This is a genomic window from Streptomyces sp. NPDC001100, assembly GCF_053598575.1.
On sequence record NZ_JBSFKO010000019.1, the window covers coordinates 102277 to 116300 of the forward strand.

Annotated in this window: 11 protein-coding genes and 1 pseudogene; 5 read left to right on the forward strand and 7 right to left on the reverse strand. The window is 70.3% G+C overall.

Features of this window, described 5'->3' with window-relative positions:
* Positions 1 to 35: 35 nt before the first annotated feature.
* Positions 36 to 965, forward strand: coding sequence for a transglutaminase-like domain-containing protein (locus ACWDEW_RS26900; protein WP_450515723.1), 930 nt, complete (start codon positions 36 to 38; stop codon positions 963 to 965).
* Here the strand turns inward: ACWDEW_RS26900 and ACWDEW_RS26905 are convergent.
* Positions 962 to 2221: a PucR family transcriptional regulator gene (locus ACWDEW_RS26905; protein ID WP_450515725.1), complete on the reverse strand. Its 1260-nt coding sequence runs from the start codon at positions 2219 to 2221 to the stop codon at positions 962 to 964. The two genes, ACWDEW_RS26900 and ACWDEW_RS26905, sit on opposite strands and share 4 nt — an antisense overlap.
* A gap of 100 nt (positions 2222 to 2321) precedes the next feature.
* Between ACWDEW_RS26905 and ACWDEW_RS26910 the strand changes: the two genes are divergently transcribed.
* From ACWDEW_RS26910 to ACWDEW_RS26925, 4 genes are all read left to right on the forward strand, one after another.
* Complete coding sequence (locus ACWDEW_RS26910; RefSeq protein ID WP_450515727.1) at positions 2322 to 2780, forward strand: nucleoside deaminase; 459 nt, start codon at positions 2322 to 2324, stop codon at positions 2778 to 2780.
* Entirely contained in the window at positions 2773 to 3750 is a 978-nt protein-coding gene (locus tag ACWDEW_RS26915) for an isopenicillin N synthase family dioxygenase (RefSeq protein ID WP_450515729.1), read from the forward strand. Before ACWDEW_RS26910 ends, ACWDEW_RS26915 begins: the two co-directional genes overlap by 8 nt.
* Positions 3751 to 3878: 128 nt before the next feature.
* A complete protein-coding gene (locus tag ACWDEW_RS26920) occupies positions 3879 to 6023 on the forward strand; it encodes a hypothetical protein (RefSeq protein WP_450515731.1) in 2145 nt (714 codons plus the stop codon).
* On the forward strand, positions 6020 to 7561 hold the full coding sequence (locus ACWDEW_RS26925) for a hypothetical protein (protein WP_450515733.1): 1542 nt from the start codon (positions 6020 to 6022) through the stop codon (positions 7559 to 7561). Before ACWDEW_RS26920 ends, ACWDEW_RS26925 begins: the two co-directional genes overlap by 4 nt.
* 13 nt (positions 7562 to 7574) lie before the next feature.
* On the opposite strand, the pseudogene ACWDEW_RS26930 reads toward ACWDEW_RS26925, so the two are convergent.
* From ACWDEW_RS26930 to ACWDEW_RS26955, 6 genes and pseudogenes are all read right to left on the reverse strand, one after another.
* Positions 7575 to 8312: pseudogene (locus ACWDEW_RS26930) on the reverse strand (CU044_5270 family protein); the annotation flags it as partial.
* Between the two features lie 110 nt (positions 8313 to 8422).
* Positions 8423 to 9505, reverse strand: coding sequence for a c-type cytochrome biogenesis protein CcsB (gene ccsB, locus ACWDEW_RS26935; protein ID WP_450515735.1), 1083 nt, complete (start codon positions 9503 to 9505; stop codon positions 8423 to 8425).
* Positions 9502 to 11238 carry a cytochrome c biogenesis protein ResB gene (gene resB, locus ACWDEW_RS26940; RefSeq protein ID WP_450515737.1) on the reverse strand — a complete coding sequence of 579 codons (1737 nt, stop codon included), beginning with the start codon at positions 11236 to 11238 and terminating at the stop codon, positions 9502 to 9504. Before resB ends, ccsB begins: the two co-directional genes overlap by 4 nt.
* 3 nt (positions 11239 to 11241) lie before the next feature.
* The gene (locus ACWDEW_RS26945; RefSeq protein ID WP_362972949.1) at positions 11242 to 12003 is read right to left on the reverse strand and encodes a cytochrome c biogenesis CcdA family protein; all 762 of its coding nucleotides are present in this window, start codon (positions 12001 to 12003) and stop codon (positions 11242 to 11244) included.
* 6 nt (positions 12004 to 12009) lie between these two features.
* Positions 12010 to 12612: a TlpA family protein disulfide reductase gene (locus ACWDEW_RS26950; RefSeq protein ID WP_450515739.1), complete on the reverse strand. Its 603-nt coding sequence runs from the start codon at positions 12610 to 12612 to the stop codon at positions 12010 to 12012.
* A gap of 77 nt (positions 12613 to 12689) precedes the next feature.
* On the reverse strand, positions 12690 to 13985 hold the full coding sequence (locus ACWDEW_RS26955; RefSeq protein WP_450515741.1) for a hypothetical protein: 1296 nt from the start codon (positions 13983 to 13985) through the stop codon (positions 12690 to 12692).
* Positions 13986 to 14024 lie beyond the last annotated feature (39 nt).

Below are 14024 nucleotides of genomic sequence, written 5' to 3' on the forward strand. Positions count from 1 at the left end.
ACAATCCGGGGCGAATTTTGACACGGTGCCGTGTCATGGCCCTCGACTTCCGCACCTTCTACACCACCCAGAGCACCTACTCCGACCCCGGCGCCCTCGCCTCCCGCTACGTGGACCTCCCCCGCGACCCCACCCAACTCGCCCGTATCACCCGCGACTTGATCGTCCACCGCCTGGAAGCCGGCTTCTACGACCACGTCCACCCCACCGACCGTCTCCACAACGACGCCGAGACCCGCTACATCGACGACATCCTCCGTATCCTCGTCGACCGGAACGACGCCCCGCTCACTCAACGACGCGACGTGGGCGACCGGTTCGTCGGGACCTGCCGGGACTTCTCGCTGCTGCACTGCTCGTTCCTGCGCCATCTGGGCATCCCGGCCCGCATCCGCTCCGGCTTCGCCGACTACTTCAGCGAAAACGGCTCCGACCGCTTCCACAGCGATCACGTCGTCACCGAGTACTGGCACGACGACCGCGGCTGGCTCCTCGCCGACTCCCAGCTCACCGACCCCGTCGTCGCCGACCACTGGAACCTCGGCTTCGACCCGATGGACGTACCCCGCGACCGATTCCTCGTCGCGGGCGAGGCCTGGCAGGCCATCCGCGCAGGTGGCGCGGACCCGGCGACCTTCGGACTGCATCCGCCGGAGGAGGGGCCGTTCTGGGGCGAGCGGTTCGTCGCCGGCAACATCCGCCTCGACCTCGCCGCCCTGAACAAGGTCGAGACCCTGCTCTGGGACGTGTGGAGCGAGGACGAGGGCAAGCCCGGCGAGCCGTTGCCGGAGTCCTCACGCCTCTTCTACGACCGTGTCGCCCCGGTCGTCAGCGGCGAGGTCTCCTTCGACGCCGTACGGAAACTGTTCACCGAGGACGACATCCTGCGCACCCCGCCGACGGTGACCTGCTACGCCCCCTTCAACGGCCCCAGCCGAGTCACCCTGCGCCCCGCCATCGTCTAGGCCACGGTCCGCAGCCCCCGCACCTGAGCCGCCCCCATTCCCCGCACCACCCGATGCGCGCACACCGCCGCCAGCAACTCCCCCAGCAGATCCGGATCGTCGATCTCCAAGCCCAGCAGCGACTCGATCCGCTCCAACCGCTGGTAGAGCGACTGGCGGCCGATGTGCAGCAGGGCCGCCGTCCGGGTGGGCGAGCAGCCGTGTCGCAGGTGGACCTCCAGCGTGCGCACCAGGTCGCTCGGGTGTGCCGCCTCCCACGCCAGCAGCGGGCCCAGCGCGTGCTGGACGAGGCGGGCCAGGCGGTCGCGGTTCGCGTCGACGCCGCCCCGGGTGAGCTCCCGTTCCAGTGCCAGCGCCCGTGCCGAGGTCACCAACGGGCCTTCGGGTGCGGCGGGTTCGGCGGCCGGGACCGTCAGCGCGAGTTCCAGCGTCGTACGGGCCGCCCGCAGGGTGTCGCTCCAGCGCAGCCAGCCGCTGCCGGCGTCGACCACGTGCCCGACCGCGACCGTCAGCCCGGGATCCGCGGCCGTACGGAAGGCCTCCTGGACAGCGCGGATCGGGTCGCCCGAGACGGAGCCGGACAGGGCCAGCAGCGCCAGTACGTCCCCCGGAAACGCCGCCCGCAGCACGCTCGCCCCGCCCAGCAGCCGTACCGCCCGGTCGACGGAGGAGACCTCGCGCGTGCCGTGGACGGAGACGCCGATCAGGCGGGCACCCGGGCCGGGGTGGAAGCCCGCGAGCGCGGACCGCGCCTCGACCTCCGGCTGGTTCAGCGCGGCACGGTCCGCGAGGTCGGCCAGCAGGGCGGCGGTGTGGTCGTCGCCCCAGGGTCGTACGACGGAGCGGCCGGACAGGCCGCGGGCGACGATCGCCCGGTTGGCGGCCTCGGTGATCCGCACGAAGGGGACGACCCGGTGCAGGGCGAGCAGGGGAAGGCCCAGTCGGCGGGCCTCGTCCGTCACCTCCGGTGGCATCGTCGGGAGGGAGCGGCCGATCTCCACCGCCAGGCCGGACGCGCCCCGCGCGGCCAGCTCGCGGACGTAGCGGCGGCGGATCTCGGCGGCGGTGTCGGTGAGGCCGAAGCCGTTGGTGAGGAGGAGTTCGCCGCCGTCGAGGAAGTTCGCGCCCTCGTAGACCTCGCTGGAGTGGACCCAGCGCACGGGCCGGTCGAGGGCGGCCTCGCCGGCCAGGAGTTCGGGCTCGGAGGCGCGGACCGGGTCGAGGGCCAGGACCTCACGGAGGGTGAGTGCGGGCACGGGAACCTCCAGAGGCGCGGACAGTTCGTCCGGGTACGGGTTGCGGGGAGAGTACTTTCCGCACGTTGCCCTCGTGTTTCGGCGACTGGAGAGTGAGCACATGAAGCCTTTGGATCAGGCACGGGCGAGCGCCTGGCTCGCCACCGCCGTCGAGGAGGCCCGCGCCGGACTCGGCGAGGGCGGCATCCCGATCGGTGCCGCGCTCTACGGCGCCGACGGCACCCTGCTGGGACGCGGCCACAACCGGCGCGTCCAGGACGACGACCCCTCGATGCACGCGGAGACGGCCGCCTTCCGGGCGGCGGGCCGGCAGCGGTCGTACAGGGGTACGACGATGGTGACGACCCTCTCCCCCTGCTGGTACTGCAGCGGGCTCGTGCGGCAGTTCGGTATTTCGCGGGTCGTGGTCGGGGAGGCCGCGACCTTCCACGGCGGGCACGACTGGCTCGCCGAGCACGGTGTGGAGATCGTCCTGCTCGACGATGCCGAGTGCACCCGGCTGATGCGCGACTTCATCAAGAACAACCCGGCACTCTGGAACGAGGACATCGGTGACTGAGCCCCAGACCCCACCCCGTATTCCGACCATCGATCTGCGTCCCTGGATCGACGGGGACGAGGAGACCCGCAAGGACATCGCCCGTACCGTCGACAGTGCCCTGCAGACGGCCGGGTTCCTGCTCGTCACCGGGCACGGGGTCGATCCGGCGCTGCGGTCCCGGATCCGGGAGGCCGCGCGCGCCTTCTTCGCGCTGCCGGTCGATGTCAAGGAGCCGTACTCCGCGAAGGTGGGTGGTCGCGGGTGGCTCGGGCCCGGTGCCGAGGCCAACGGGTATTCGGAGGGGACCGAAACCCCGCCGGATCTGAAGGAGTCGCTGACCTTCGCGACGCACCGGCCGTTCGAGGACCCGGTGGTCAATGCCGAGTGGTACGCGCCGAACGTGTGGCCGACGGAGATCCCCGGGCTCCAGGAACTGTGCGAGGAGTACCTCGACCGGATGGGCGAGCTGGAGAAGCAGCTGCTGTCGCTGCTCGGGGAGGCGCTCGGGCTCGGACCCGACTTCTTCTCGCGGCACATGGACCATCCGACGTACGGGTTCAACATCAACTGGTACCCGGGGGTGGAGGTCGTCGGCGAGCCGGAGCCGGGGCAGTTCCGGATCGGGCCGCACACCGACTTCGGGACGGTGACGATCCTCGACCGGCAGGCCGGGAAGGGGGGACTTCAGGTCTTCACCGACGAGGGGGGTTGGGAGGACGCGCCGTTCGATCCCGACGCCTTCACCATCAACATCGGTGATCTGATGGCCCGTTGGACCGGTGACCGGTGGCGGTCGGGGCGGCACCGGGTGCTGCCGCCGCCCGCCGACGCGCCTGCCGAGGAGCTGATGTCGCTGGTCTACTTCGGCGAGTGCACCCCGGGCACGCTGGTGGAGTCGGTGCCCGCGCCGGTCGGGCGGGTGGCGTACGAGGCCGTCGACTCGCATGTCTATCTGCGGGAGAAGCTCGACTCGATCACCGTCGAATAGCCCCCTGTTCTGACATTTTCGTAACCCAACGGACACCACGTGACCTAGTCCGAACCAACTCCCCCTATTTACTCTGGTGTTGATAGACAGGTTCCGGTGTGCCGGGCGACCGCTCAGGGGGAGATGCGGTGGGTAGAGGGCTGCACGGCCGCGGGGCGCTGTTCGAGGCACAGCCTCCCGGTCTCGCCTCGCGGCTGACCGGGCTGCGCCCCTACCAGCTGCTCACCTCGCCGTACGAACACCCGGAACCGCCCTTCGTGGTGCTCGCGGGCGCACGCGGGCTCGGCAAGAGCACGGTGCTGGCCGAGTTGCGGACCGCCTACCGCGGGCACACGCCGGTCGCGCTGATCGACTGCGAGGCCGACCGGCTCGTACGGCTGCCGGACGGGCGGCCCGCCGCGACCTGGTCGCCGGTGTGGCAGGCGCTGACCACGGTCGCGGAGCAGTTGCGGGAGCCGGTGGTGCACGGCGCCGGCGCCATCGACTTCCCGCGTCTGGAGGCCGGGCTGCTCGCGGTGTGCGCCACCGGCTGGGACGCCCGCGACGAGGACAGCGCCCGGGAGGAGGCCCGGCGGATCCTGCTGCTGAGCGATCCGGCCCGGCGCTGGTCGGTGATCGCGCAGGGCTGGGCCACCAGGGTCGCCTCCCGGCTGATCGCCAATGTGTCGGGTACCGGGCCGGTCGGCCAGGCCTTCATCGAGGCGACCCTCGACACCCTCTTCGACCTGGTGTGGACGCCGAACGGGCTGTTGAAGGCGGGCGCCGACTGGTACCGCGACTATCCGGGCGCGAGCGGTGACCCCAAGCGCGGGCTGATCGAGATCGCCCGGGACTTCCGCGCCGACGGCACCTCCCGCACGGACGCCGAACGCTGGCTGCTGCGCGCGCTGCTGGCCGACCTGGGCGACACCTACCGGCGCCGGTGGGAGCGGATGCGCCGGGTCGGGCGGCCGGTCGTGCTGATCGACAATGTGCAGTCGGGGCCGGGTCCCGGGCTGATGAAGGCCGTACTGAAGGAACGTTCGGACGGTGTCGGCGACCAGGTGGCCTTCTTCGCCGCGCTGCGCGGCGACCGGCATCCCGATCTGCCGGACGCGGTGCGGCATCCGCTGCCGGAGGTGGGGCGGGCCAGCGGCTGGGCGCCGGGGGCTTCGCCGTCCTCGCGGGCCCTGCTGGTGACGCTGCCGCCGCTGACTCCGGAGGAGACCCGCCGGGTCATCGCGGACGTCTGCGCGACCGAGCGGATCCGGGTCGAGGTGCCGCCCCAACTGCCGTACGCCATCCACCGGTTGACGGCCGGCAGTCCGCTGGGTGCGGCGCTGCTCGGGGAGGCGGTACGGCAGACCCGGCCGGTGGGGGCGGTGAGTCCCGGGGAGCTGCTGACCGCCGGGCTGAAGCCGGAGGGTGACGTGGCGAATGATCCGCGGCCCGTGTACCGGGAGTTGCTGGACCGGCTGGTGGCGCCCGGGATCGCGGAGGAGCTGGCCGTGCTGGCCACCGCGCACGACGGGGACTCGGCGCGGGCACTGGCCCAGGGGCGGCGGCTGCGGGACAGTTTCGGCGCCTCCGGGGTCAACCGGCTGCGCACACAGCTCACTTCGGAGGGTCTGCCGCCGGCGGCGGGCTATTTCGTGGGCGATCCGTTCCTGCGCACACTGCTTCTGCTGCGGCTGCATCTGGACGACGCGGACCACGGGCGCTGGCGGGCGGTGCACCGTTCGCTGCTCTCGCACTACGAGGGGCTGCCCGGCAGCCCGGACGCCCCGTCCCGCGCCCGTTTCCGGCTGCACCACGAACTCGCGCTCGGCGACACGGCGGACGCGGTGGAGTACCTGCGGGACAACTTCCGCCTGATCCCGCCGCGGGCCTGGCTGGAGACCCTGCTGTTCGTGACGGCGGCGCCCTACTACCACGCGCACGATCCGCACGGCCGGGACATCGGCGCGGCAGGCGATCACCGCAAGGCCGTCGCGCTCGCCCGCACGGACGCCGAGGAGCGGCCGCCGGACGGCGTGGACCCGGTCCTGCATCTGACGGTACGGCGGCTGCTGCACGCGGTGTGGCAGGTGACGGATCCGCTGGTGCTGCCGGACGGGGAGGTCGCGGACCGGATGCACTTCGATCTGGAGCAGCTGTCGACGGTCTGGCCGGCGGGCAGCGAACTGCTGTACCGGGCCGCGCAGCAGTGGCCGGAGGACGCGCTGGCCGGGCGTCCGCTGCGGGTGCCCGGCCGTGCGGGCGGCGACGACGACGGAAGCGGGGGCCTGCGGTGAGGCGACGGCTGCGCGAGCTGTTCGAGGAGATCCGGACCATCCCGGTCTACCGGTACACGGCCCTGGTGGTGGCGGCCGTCCTGGTCGCGGGCCTGGTGGTGCTGGTCCGTACGGCGCTGCACGAGGACCGGTCCTGCGCGGCCGGGGTGGCCCGGCCCGAGGGCAGCGACGAGTGCGTGGGGGTGTCGACGTCGGCGTTCGACTTCGGGCAGCGCCGGTTCGCCGACACGATCAGGGCGGTGGCCCGTGAGAACGGCCGCCTGAAGGCGGGGACGTATGTCTCGGTCGCGCTCTACGAGCCGTTCACCGCGACCGACACCGACACGATGAACGATGTGCTGCACGAGTTGCAGGGTGCCTATCTCGCGCAGTACGCGGCCAACCACGACGACAACGGCGAGACCCCGTACATCAGGCTGGTGCTCGCCAACCCCGGTGCCACGGGCACCCATTGGGAGCGGGCGGTCGACCGGATCGTGGCGATGACGAAGTCGGCGGACCGGCTGCGGGCGGTCACCGGGATAGGGACGAGCACCGACAACAACAAGAAGGCCGTGGCGGAACTGACCCGGCTCGGCGTCCCGGTGGTCGGCTCCTCCATCACCGCCGACGACCTCGCCAACGGGCAGCGGGGCAAGGACCCTTACCCCGGCCTCGCCCGGGTCTCCCCCACCAACACCGACGAGGCCCGCGCGCTGGCCTCCTTCGCCAAGGTGACGGCGGACCGGGCGCTGCTGGTCTACGACAAGCCGGGCGACCCGTACACGAAGACACTCCAGCAGGCCTTCACCACGCTGCTGAAGGGATCGCCGTACGGCTCCTGGCCGTTCACGCCGCCCGCGGACCGCAGCCAGGAGGGCAGTACGCCCAACACCTTCCGGCAGATCACCGACCTGGTCTGCGACACGGACGCCAAGCTGGACACCGTGTTCTTCGCCGGGCGCCACACCCAACTGCGCCAGTTCATCAACGCGTTGGGCCGCCGCGGCTGCCAGTCCCGGAAGTTCACCGTGCTCACCGGCGACGAGGGCTCGTACCTGACCGGCGACAGCCAACTCGACGCCGGTGCCCTCCAGCACGGTGTCTCGGTCCGCTACACCGCGCTCGCCCACCCGGACGCCTGGCTCAAGAACGCCCCGGCGACCGGGGGTTCGGCCCAGGACTCGCAGGAACTCGACAAGCTCCTCGCCGCCGCCAAGGCCGCACCGGTCGGCCCGATCGGCACGGTCGCCCTCGCCGACGGGCAGTCGATCATCGCCTACGACGCGATGCAACTCGCCGTCCACGGCGTCCGCGAGGCCACCCCGGCCCAGCGGAAGATCCCGCCGCTGTCCGACGTCGGCCTCCAATGGCCGCAGGTGAAGGGCTCGTTGCGGGTGAGCGGGGCGAGCGGCTGGATCTGCCTGGACGTCCACGGCAACCCGTACGACAAGGCCGTACCGATCGTGGAACTCACCCCGAAGGGCGCCGCCCGCTTCGTCAAACTCGCCTGGCCGGAGGGCAGGCCCCCGTCGAAGGAGTGCCTGCCTCCGGCCTGAACACCACTGTCTCCTACGGCCGTTGGCCCGCCTTGTCGACCACGGCCCGGCGCAGGACGGCGGTGTTGGCGGTGACCGTGCCCTTCTTCACGCCGGCGTTGTCCTTGGTGGCCACCTCGCGCTCGCCGAGGAACTCGTAGGTCTTCGCGTCGAAGATCCACTCGTCCCGGAGCGGGTTGTCGGGGTCGGTGCGGGCGATGCCGATCCCTGGCCGGCCGACGGCGTCCACCACGTGCTCGACCGTCGTGACGCCGGGAATCCTGGCCACCGCGCGGAAGAGTGCCGCGCTCTGCGCGGGCGGCACGATCGCGTCGCGGAGGAGATCGCCGACCAGCACGAACATCGCCTGGCTCTGCTCCTGACCGCCGTACTTCAGGGCGGACCTGGCGAGGTAGTCGTACATCGCGTCGGCGTCGGTCGGCAGTGTCCTGACGTGGTTGTAGAAGGAGGAGACGTCCCAGCCCGCCTTGCCCGGTTTCACGTCCGGCGGGACGGTGTACTCTCCCAGGCCCGCCTGCCGCACCAACCCGGTGTGCAGGCCGTCCACCGACATCCACACCTCCTGCCGGTGCAGCGGATCGACCTGGGTCTTCGCGCCCTCGCCGGAGTGCGGGTACGACACCTTGCTCTCCACATACACGAACTGGTCGTCGCGGACCGTGCCGTAGGACTTCTCGTGCTCGGCCGCCAGCGCGATGTCCTCCAGGAGGGCGACCGTCGAAGAGCTCACCGAAGGCGTCGTGGTCCCCCGCGCGGATGCGGTGCCTCAGATTCGTATCCACACCCTCTTGGCTGTCCGTACGGCGAAGGCCGGTTCCGGTGACCCCCGTCACACGGAACCGGCCTTCGCCGTAGGGGACTTCAGACGCCGGCGTAGGAGTGCTTGCCGCCGACGAAGATGTTGACGCCGTAGTAGTTGAAGATCCAGCAGCCGAAGGCGATCAGGGCCAGGTAGGCGGCCTTGCGGCCCTTCCAGCCGGCCGTGGCGCGGGCGTGCAGGTAGCAGGCGTAGGCGACCCAGGTGATGAACGCCCAGGTCTCCTTCGGGTCCCAGCCCCAGTAGCGGCCCCACGCGGACTCGGCCCAGATCGAGCCCGCGATGATCGTGAACGTCCACAGCGGGAAGACGGCCGCGTTGACGCGGTAGGAGAACTTGTCGAGGTTCGCCGAGGCGGGCAGCCGCTCCATCACGGAGGTGGCGAAGGCGCCGGGCTTGCCGCCGCTCGCGAGCTTGCTCTCGTACGAGTCCTTGAAGAGGTAGAGCAGCGTGCCGACGGCGCCCACGTAGAAGACCGCGCCGCAGATGATCGCCGTCGACACGTGGATGTACAGCCAGTACGAGTGGAGAGCGGGAACCAACTGGTCGCTGGCGGTGTACAAGACAGTGACGGCGATACCGAGATCGAGGAGGACCGTCGTGACCAGGAACAGGCCGAGCCAGCGCACGTTCTTCTTGAGCAGCAGCAGCGTGAGGTACACGCCGACGGCGACCGTGGAGAAGGTGATGTTGAACTCGTACATGTTGCCCCAGGGCGCCCGCTCCACCGAGGCCGCGCGGGCGATGACGCCGCTCAGCTCGATGAGGAAGGCGAGCACCGTGAGGGACACGGCGATACGCCCGTAGAGGTCGCCCTGCTCGTCCCCGCCGTGCGCGCCGGGACCGTCCGGCACGTCGCGCGAGCCGGACGCGGCCCGGACGACGACCTTCGGCCGCTCCAGGACGGCGGTGCCGCCCGCGTTCTGCACGGTGACGGCGGGTGCGGCCGCCTTCTTCGCGGCGGCACCGGTCAGCGCGGCGGCCGTACGGCCGATCTTGCTGCGGCTGCCGAAGGTCCACTCGGCGATGTACGCCAGGAAGGCCAGGGTGTAGACGGCCATCGAGGAGTAGATCAGCGTGTTGCTGATGTTGGCCAGGTGCTCGTTGGTGGCGGCGGCGATGTTCACTGCTGCTCAGCCCCTTCGGGGGGTACGGAGGGTTCGTCGTCGGTCTTCGTCGGGGCCCGGTCGTGCACGAGTGCCGCCAGGTCGCCGAGTTCCTCGGGGAGTTTCGCGGACTCGCTGCGGCCGAGCCCGGCCATCTCGACGACGGTGCTGCCGTCGTCGCCGGTGGTGGCGCGCACCCAGACGCGGCGGCGCTGGATGAACAGGGAGCCGGCCAGACCGAAGATCGCGGTGAGCGCGCCGGCCAGCGCCCAGTCGGTGCCTGGCTGCTGGACGACCTGGAAGCCCGCCCATTCCTTGATCTGCTTGTCGAAGGTGATCGACCCGGCGCCGTTGGGCAGGGTCATCGTCTCGCCGGGCAGCAGCTGCTGCTTGAGGATGTTGCCCTTGGAGTCCTTGAACTGCTTCAGGTTCTTGGTCTCCAGCTGGTACACGTTCTGCGGGATGCCCGAGTTGACGCCCAGGTCGCCGTGGTAGCCGGTGACGTTGAGCACCGGGTAGTCGAGCCCGGGGTACTGGGAGAACATCGTGCCGCTGCTCTTGGCGTACGTCGGCACGAACACGGCGGCGAAGCCGAGCTGTTCGGAGACGCCCTGGGCGTTCTTGTAGCCGTCGAGGACCTTGATGGCGCCCTGCGAGGTGACGTTGGAGTCGATCGGCAGCATCGGCACGGCCTGGTGGAAGACCACGTTGCCCTTGCCGTCCCGGACGGTGACGACGGGGGCGTAGCCGTGGCTGACCAGGTAGACCTTCGAGTCGCCGATCTCCAGCGGCTCGTTGACCTTGATGGTGTGCTTCTCGGCCTTGCCGTAGGCGCCGACGCTGTAGGTGATGTCGGCCTGGAAGGTGCGCGGGGTGCCCCGGTTGGGGCCGGTGCGCTCGTAGGTGCCGACGAAGTTCTTCAGGTTGAAGCTGAAGGGGACGAGGTCGTCGTCGCTGAAGAGGTTGCCGGACTTGAAGTCGTCGTACTGGGTGAGGGTGTTGGAGAAGCCGTCGCCCTCGACGATCAGTTTGTCGCCCTCGGACTTGAAGAGCTGGCCCCAGGCGAAGGCGATCAGCATCACGATCAGCGCGAGGTGGAAGAGCAGGTTGCCGGTCTCCCGCAGATAGCCCTTCTCGGCGGCCACGGCGTCCCCGGCGACGTGGGCGCGGAAGCGGCGCTTCTTCAACACGGCGAGGGCGACTTCGCGGACCTGGTCCGGTTCGGCGGCGGTGCGCCAGGTGGTGTAGGCGGGAAGGCGGTTGAGGCGTTTGGGGGCGCCCGGCGGACGGCCGCGGAGCTGGCCGACGAACTGCCAGGTGCGCGGGATGATGCAGCCGATGAGGGAGACGAACAGGAGGATGTAGATCGCGCCGAACCAGGCGGAGCCGTAGACGTGGAAGAGGCCGAGTTTCTGGTAGATCGGGCCGAGCGTCTTGTGCGCGGCCTGGAACTCGGACACCTTCAGCGCGTCGGTGCCGGACTGCGGGATCAGCGAGCCGGGGACCGCGCCGAGCGACAGCAGGAACAGCAGCATCAGCGCGACCCGCATCGAGGTCAGCTGCCGCCACATCCAGCGGGCCCAGCCGAGCGCCTCACGGCCGGTCCAGGCGAGCCAGCCGGTCAGGCCGGGCTTCCGGTTGCCGCCGAAGGAACCGGGCATGGCGGTCTCGACGGGGGCGGTGGAGAGCTGGGAGCCGGCGGCGCCGAGGTCCTGCTCCTCGGCGGCGGACGAGTCGGTGGTCGTCTTGCTCATCGATCAGATCCCTACAGTGAAGCCGTCGGACCAGCTCTGCATGTCCTGCACCAGCACGTCCCACGCGCCGGTGAGCAGCAGCACGCCGGTCACGATCATCATGGTGCCGCCGACGCGCATCACCCAGACGTAGTGGCGCTTGACCCAGCCGAAGGCACCGAGGGCCTTGCGGAACGCGACCGCGGTGAGGACGAAGGGGACACCCAGGCCGAGACAGTACGCGACGGTCAGTATGGCGCCGCGACCGGCACTCGACTGGTCCATCGAGAGGGCCTGCACGGACGCCAGGGTCGGTCCGATGCACGGGGTCCAGCCGATGCCGAACAGGGCTCCCAGCAGCGGAGCCCCTATCAACCCGGTCGTCGGCCGCTTGTGGAAGCGGAACTCGCGCTGGGTGAGCCAGGGCATCATCCCCATGAAGAACACGCCCATGAGGATCATGAGCACGCCGAGGATCTTGCTGAGGACGTCCTTGTTCTCCTGGAGCGTCTGCCCGAAGAAGCCGAACAGGGCCCCGCCGGACACGAACACGACGGTGAAGCCGAGGACGAAGAGAGAGGCACCCGCGACCATCCGCCCGCGCCGGGCGTCACCGAGGTCGGTGCCGGTGACTCCCGTGACGTAGGAGAGGTAGCCGGGGACGAGCGGCAGGACGCACGGCGAGAAGAAGGAGACGAGTCCGCCGAGGACGGCGATCGGCAGCGCGAGCAGCAAGGCCCCGTGGCTGACCGTGGTGTTGGGCTCGGTAACGGCGGCGAGCAGCACGTCGGCTCACTTCTCCGCGATGACCGGGTCGAGCATCTCGCGCAGCTTCTCCTCGCTGAGCGCCTGGAGTGCGCGCGCCGCGATCTTCCCGTCCCGGTCGATGACGATCGTGGAGGGGATGGCCTGCGGGTTGAGGGTGCCCTTCTTGAACCGGAGCATCAGCTTGCCCGTCGGGTCGTACAGGCTGGGGTAGGGGACCGCGTACTTCTTCTCGAAGGCCACGGCCGGTTCGGTGCTGGTGTCGCGGGTGTTGAGGCCGACGAACTGGACGCCCTTGCCCGCGGTGGCCTTGGCGACCTGGACGAGGTTGTCCGCCTCGGCGCGGCACGGGGAGCACCAGGAGCCCCACACGTTGACGACGACGACCTTGCCCTTGTAGGCGGCGGTGTCGAGCGTCTTGCCGTCGATGGTCTTGCCGGACAGGTCGGGGGCGGCCTGGCGGTCGCCCTTCTTGACGGTCGCGATGCCGTCGGAGCCGGTGATGAAGTTGGTGTTGCCGGAGCCTCCGGAGGTTCCTCCGGAGCTGCACGCGGAAAGCACCAACGCGGCGACGGCTACGCCGGCGGTCGACAGGACGGCGCGGCTACGGGCGCGACTGGCGGCACTCATGTGAAAAGTTTCGCATGCCCGTTCTGGGGATCTTGCGCGCCCCCCTCAAGGGCGCCCGGCGGGCGGAAAACCGCATTTCAGGCGGCGTCTCCGGTGGCCGTGGAAGAGGCGGTGGGGCTCGCCGCCAGGTAGGACTTCCAGCCGCCGGCCGGTGCCTGGCCGACGTCGAGGCCGCGCAGCTTGGCGAGCACCTCGGGCTTCTGCACGTCGATCCAGTCGGTGAACTGCTTGAAGGAGACCATGCGGACGTCGGCGCCCTTCTCCTTCTCCGCGGCGATGTGCTTGAAGGCCTGCTCGACGGCGTCCATGTAGATGCCGCCGTTCCAGTGCTCGAAGTGGTTGCCGATGAAGAAGGGGGCGCGGTTGGTCTCGTAGGCGCGCTGGAAGCCGGAGATGTAGGCCTGTGCGGCCTGGGTACGCCAGCCCGGGTAGTTGTAGGCGGGCGCCTTGGTGGTGTTGACCGACTGGTTGGCCAGCATGTTGTAGTCCATCGAGAGGACCTCGAAGCTGTGCCCGGGGAAGGGGACGGCCTGGAGGGGGTAGTCCCACACGCCGTTCTTCTTGTCGGGCCAGACCTGCCGGCCGCCGGGCGAGGAGGCGTCGTAGCGCCAGCCGAGCGAACGGGCGGTGGGCAGCAGCTGGTTCTGGCCCAGGAGACAGGGCGTACGGCCGCCGACGAGCTCCTTGTCGTAGTCGAAGGGCAGCGACGGCAGGTCGTGCCAGCCGGTGTTGGTGCGCCACTCCTTGACGAAGGACTTGGCCTGGTCGATCTCGCTGCGCCACTGCTGGGGCGTCCAGTTGGCGACGGTGCCGTAGCCGGAGCAGAAGTGGCCGTTGAAGTGGGTGCCTATCTCGTGGCCTTCGAGCCACGCGCGCCGGACGTTGGTGAGGGTCGCCTTGACGTGTTCGTCGGTGAGGTAGCCGATGTCGGAGGCGCCGCGCGGGTTGTTCGGCGGGTTGTACAGGCGCTTCTTCGACTCGGGCAGCAGATAGAGGCCGGAGAGGAAGAAGGTCATGCTCGCGCCGTGCTGCTTGGCGAGGTCGAGGAAGCGCGGGAACAGTCCGTTGCCGACCTCGCCCGCGCCGTCCCAGGAGAAGATCACGAACTGCGGCGGGGTCTGCCCTGCCTCCAGCGGGACGGGCTTCGCGGGCTGCTTGGGCTGGGTGCCGGTGAAGGACGTGGAGCCGTCACCGATGGGCTTCGCGCGGGGCTCCATGGACTTGGTGGGGCCGCCGGAGTGGCCGCCCTTCCCGGAGTTGCCGGAGGAGCCGGACCCGCCGCCCGAGCCGAGCGTGCCGCACCCCGCGAGCCCTACCGCTGCTGCGGCGCCGGCACCGGCTCCGAGCACTCCTCGTCGCGTGAGACTCCGCATTGCTTCCCCATCCGTCGCATCCTCTGTGGTCTACCTGTG

Coding starts and splice junctions, on each gene's coding strand:
- ACWDEW_RS26910 (WP_450515727.1), top strand. CDS start 2,322: ATGAAGCCTTTGGATCAGGCACGGGCGAGCGCCTGGCTCGCCACCGCC.
- ACWDEW_RS26955 (WP_450515741.1), bottom strand. CDS start 13,985: ATGCGGAGTCTCACGCGACGAGGAGTGCTCGGAGCCGGTGCCGGCGCC.
- ACWDEW_RS26900 (WP_450515723.1), top strand. CDS start 36: ATGGCCCTCGACTTCCGCACCTTCTACACCACCCAGAGCACCTACTCC.
- resB (WP_450515737.1), bottom strand. CDS start 11,238: ATGAGCAAGACGACCACCGACTCGTCCGCCGCCGAGGAGCAGGACCTC.
- ACWDEW_RS26950 (WP_450515739.1), bottom strand. CDS start 12,612: ATGAGTGCCGCCAGTCGCGCCCGTAGCCGCGCCGTCCTGTCGACCGCC.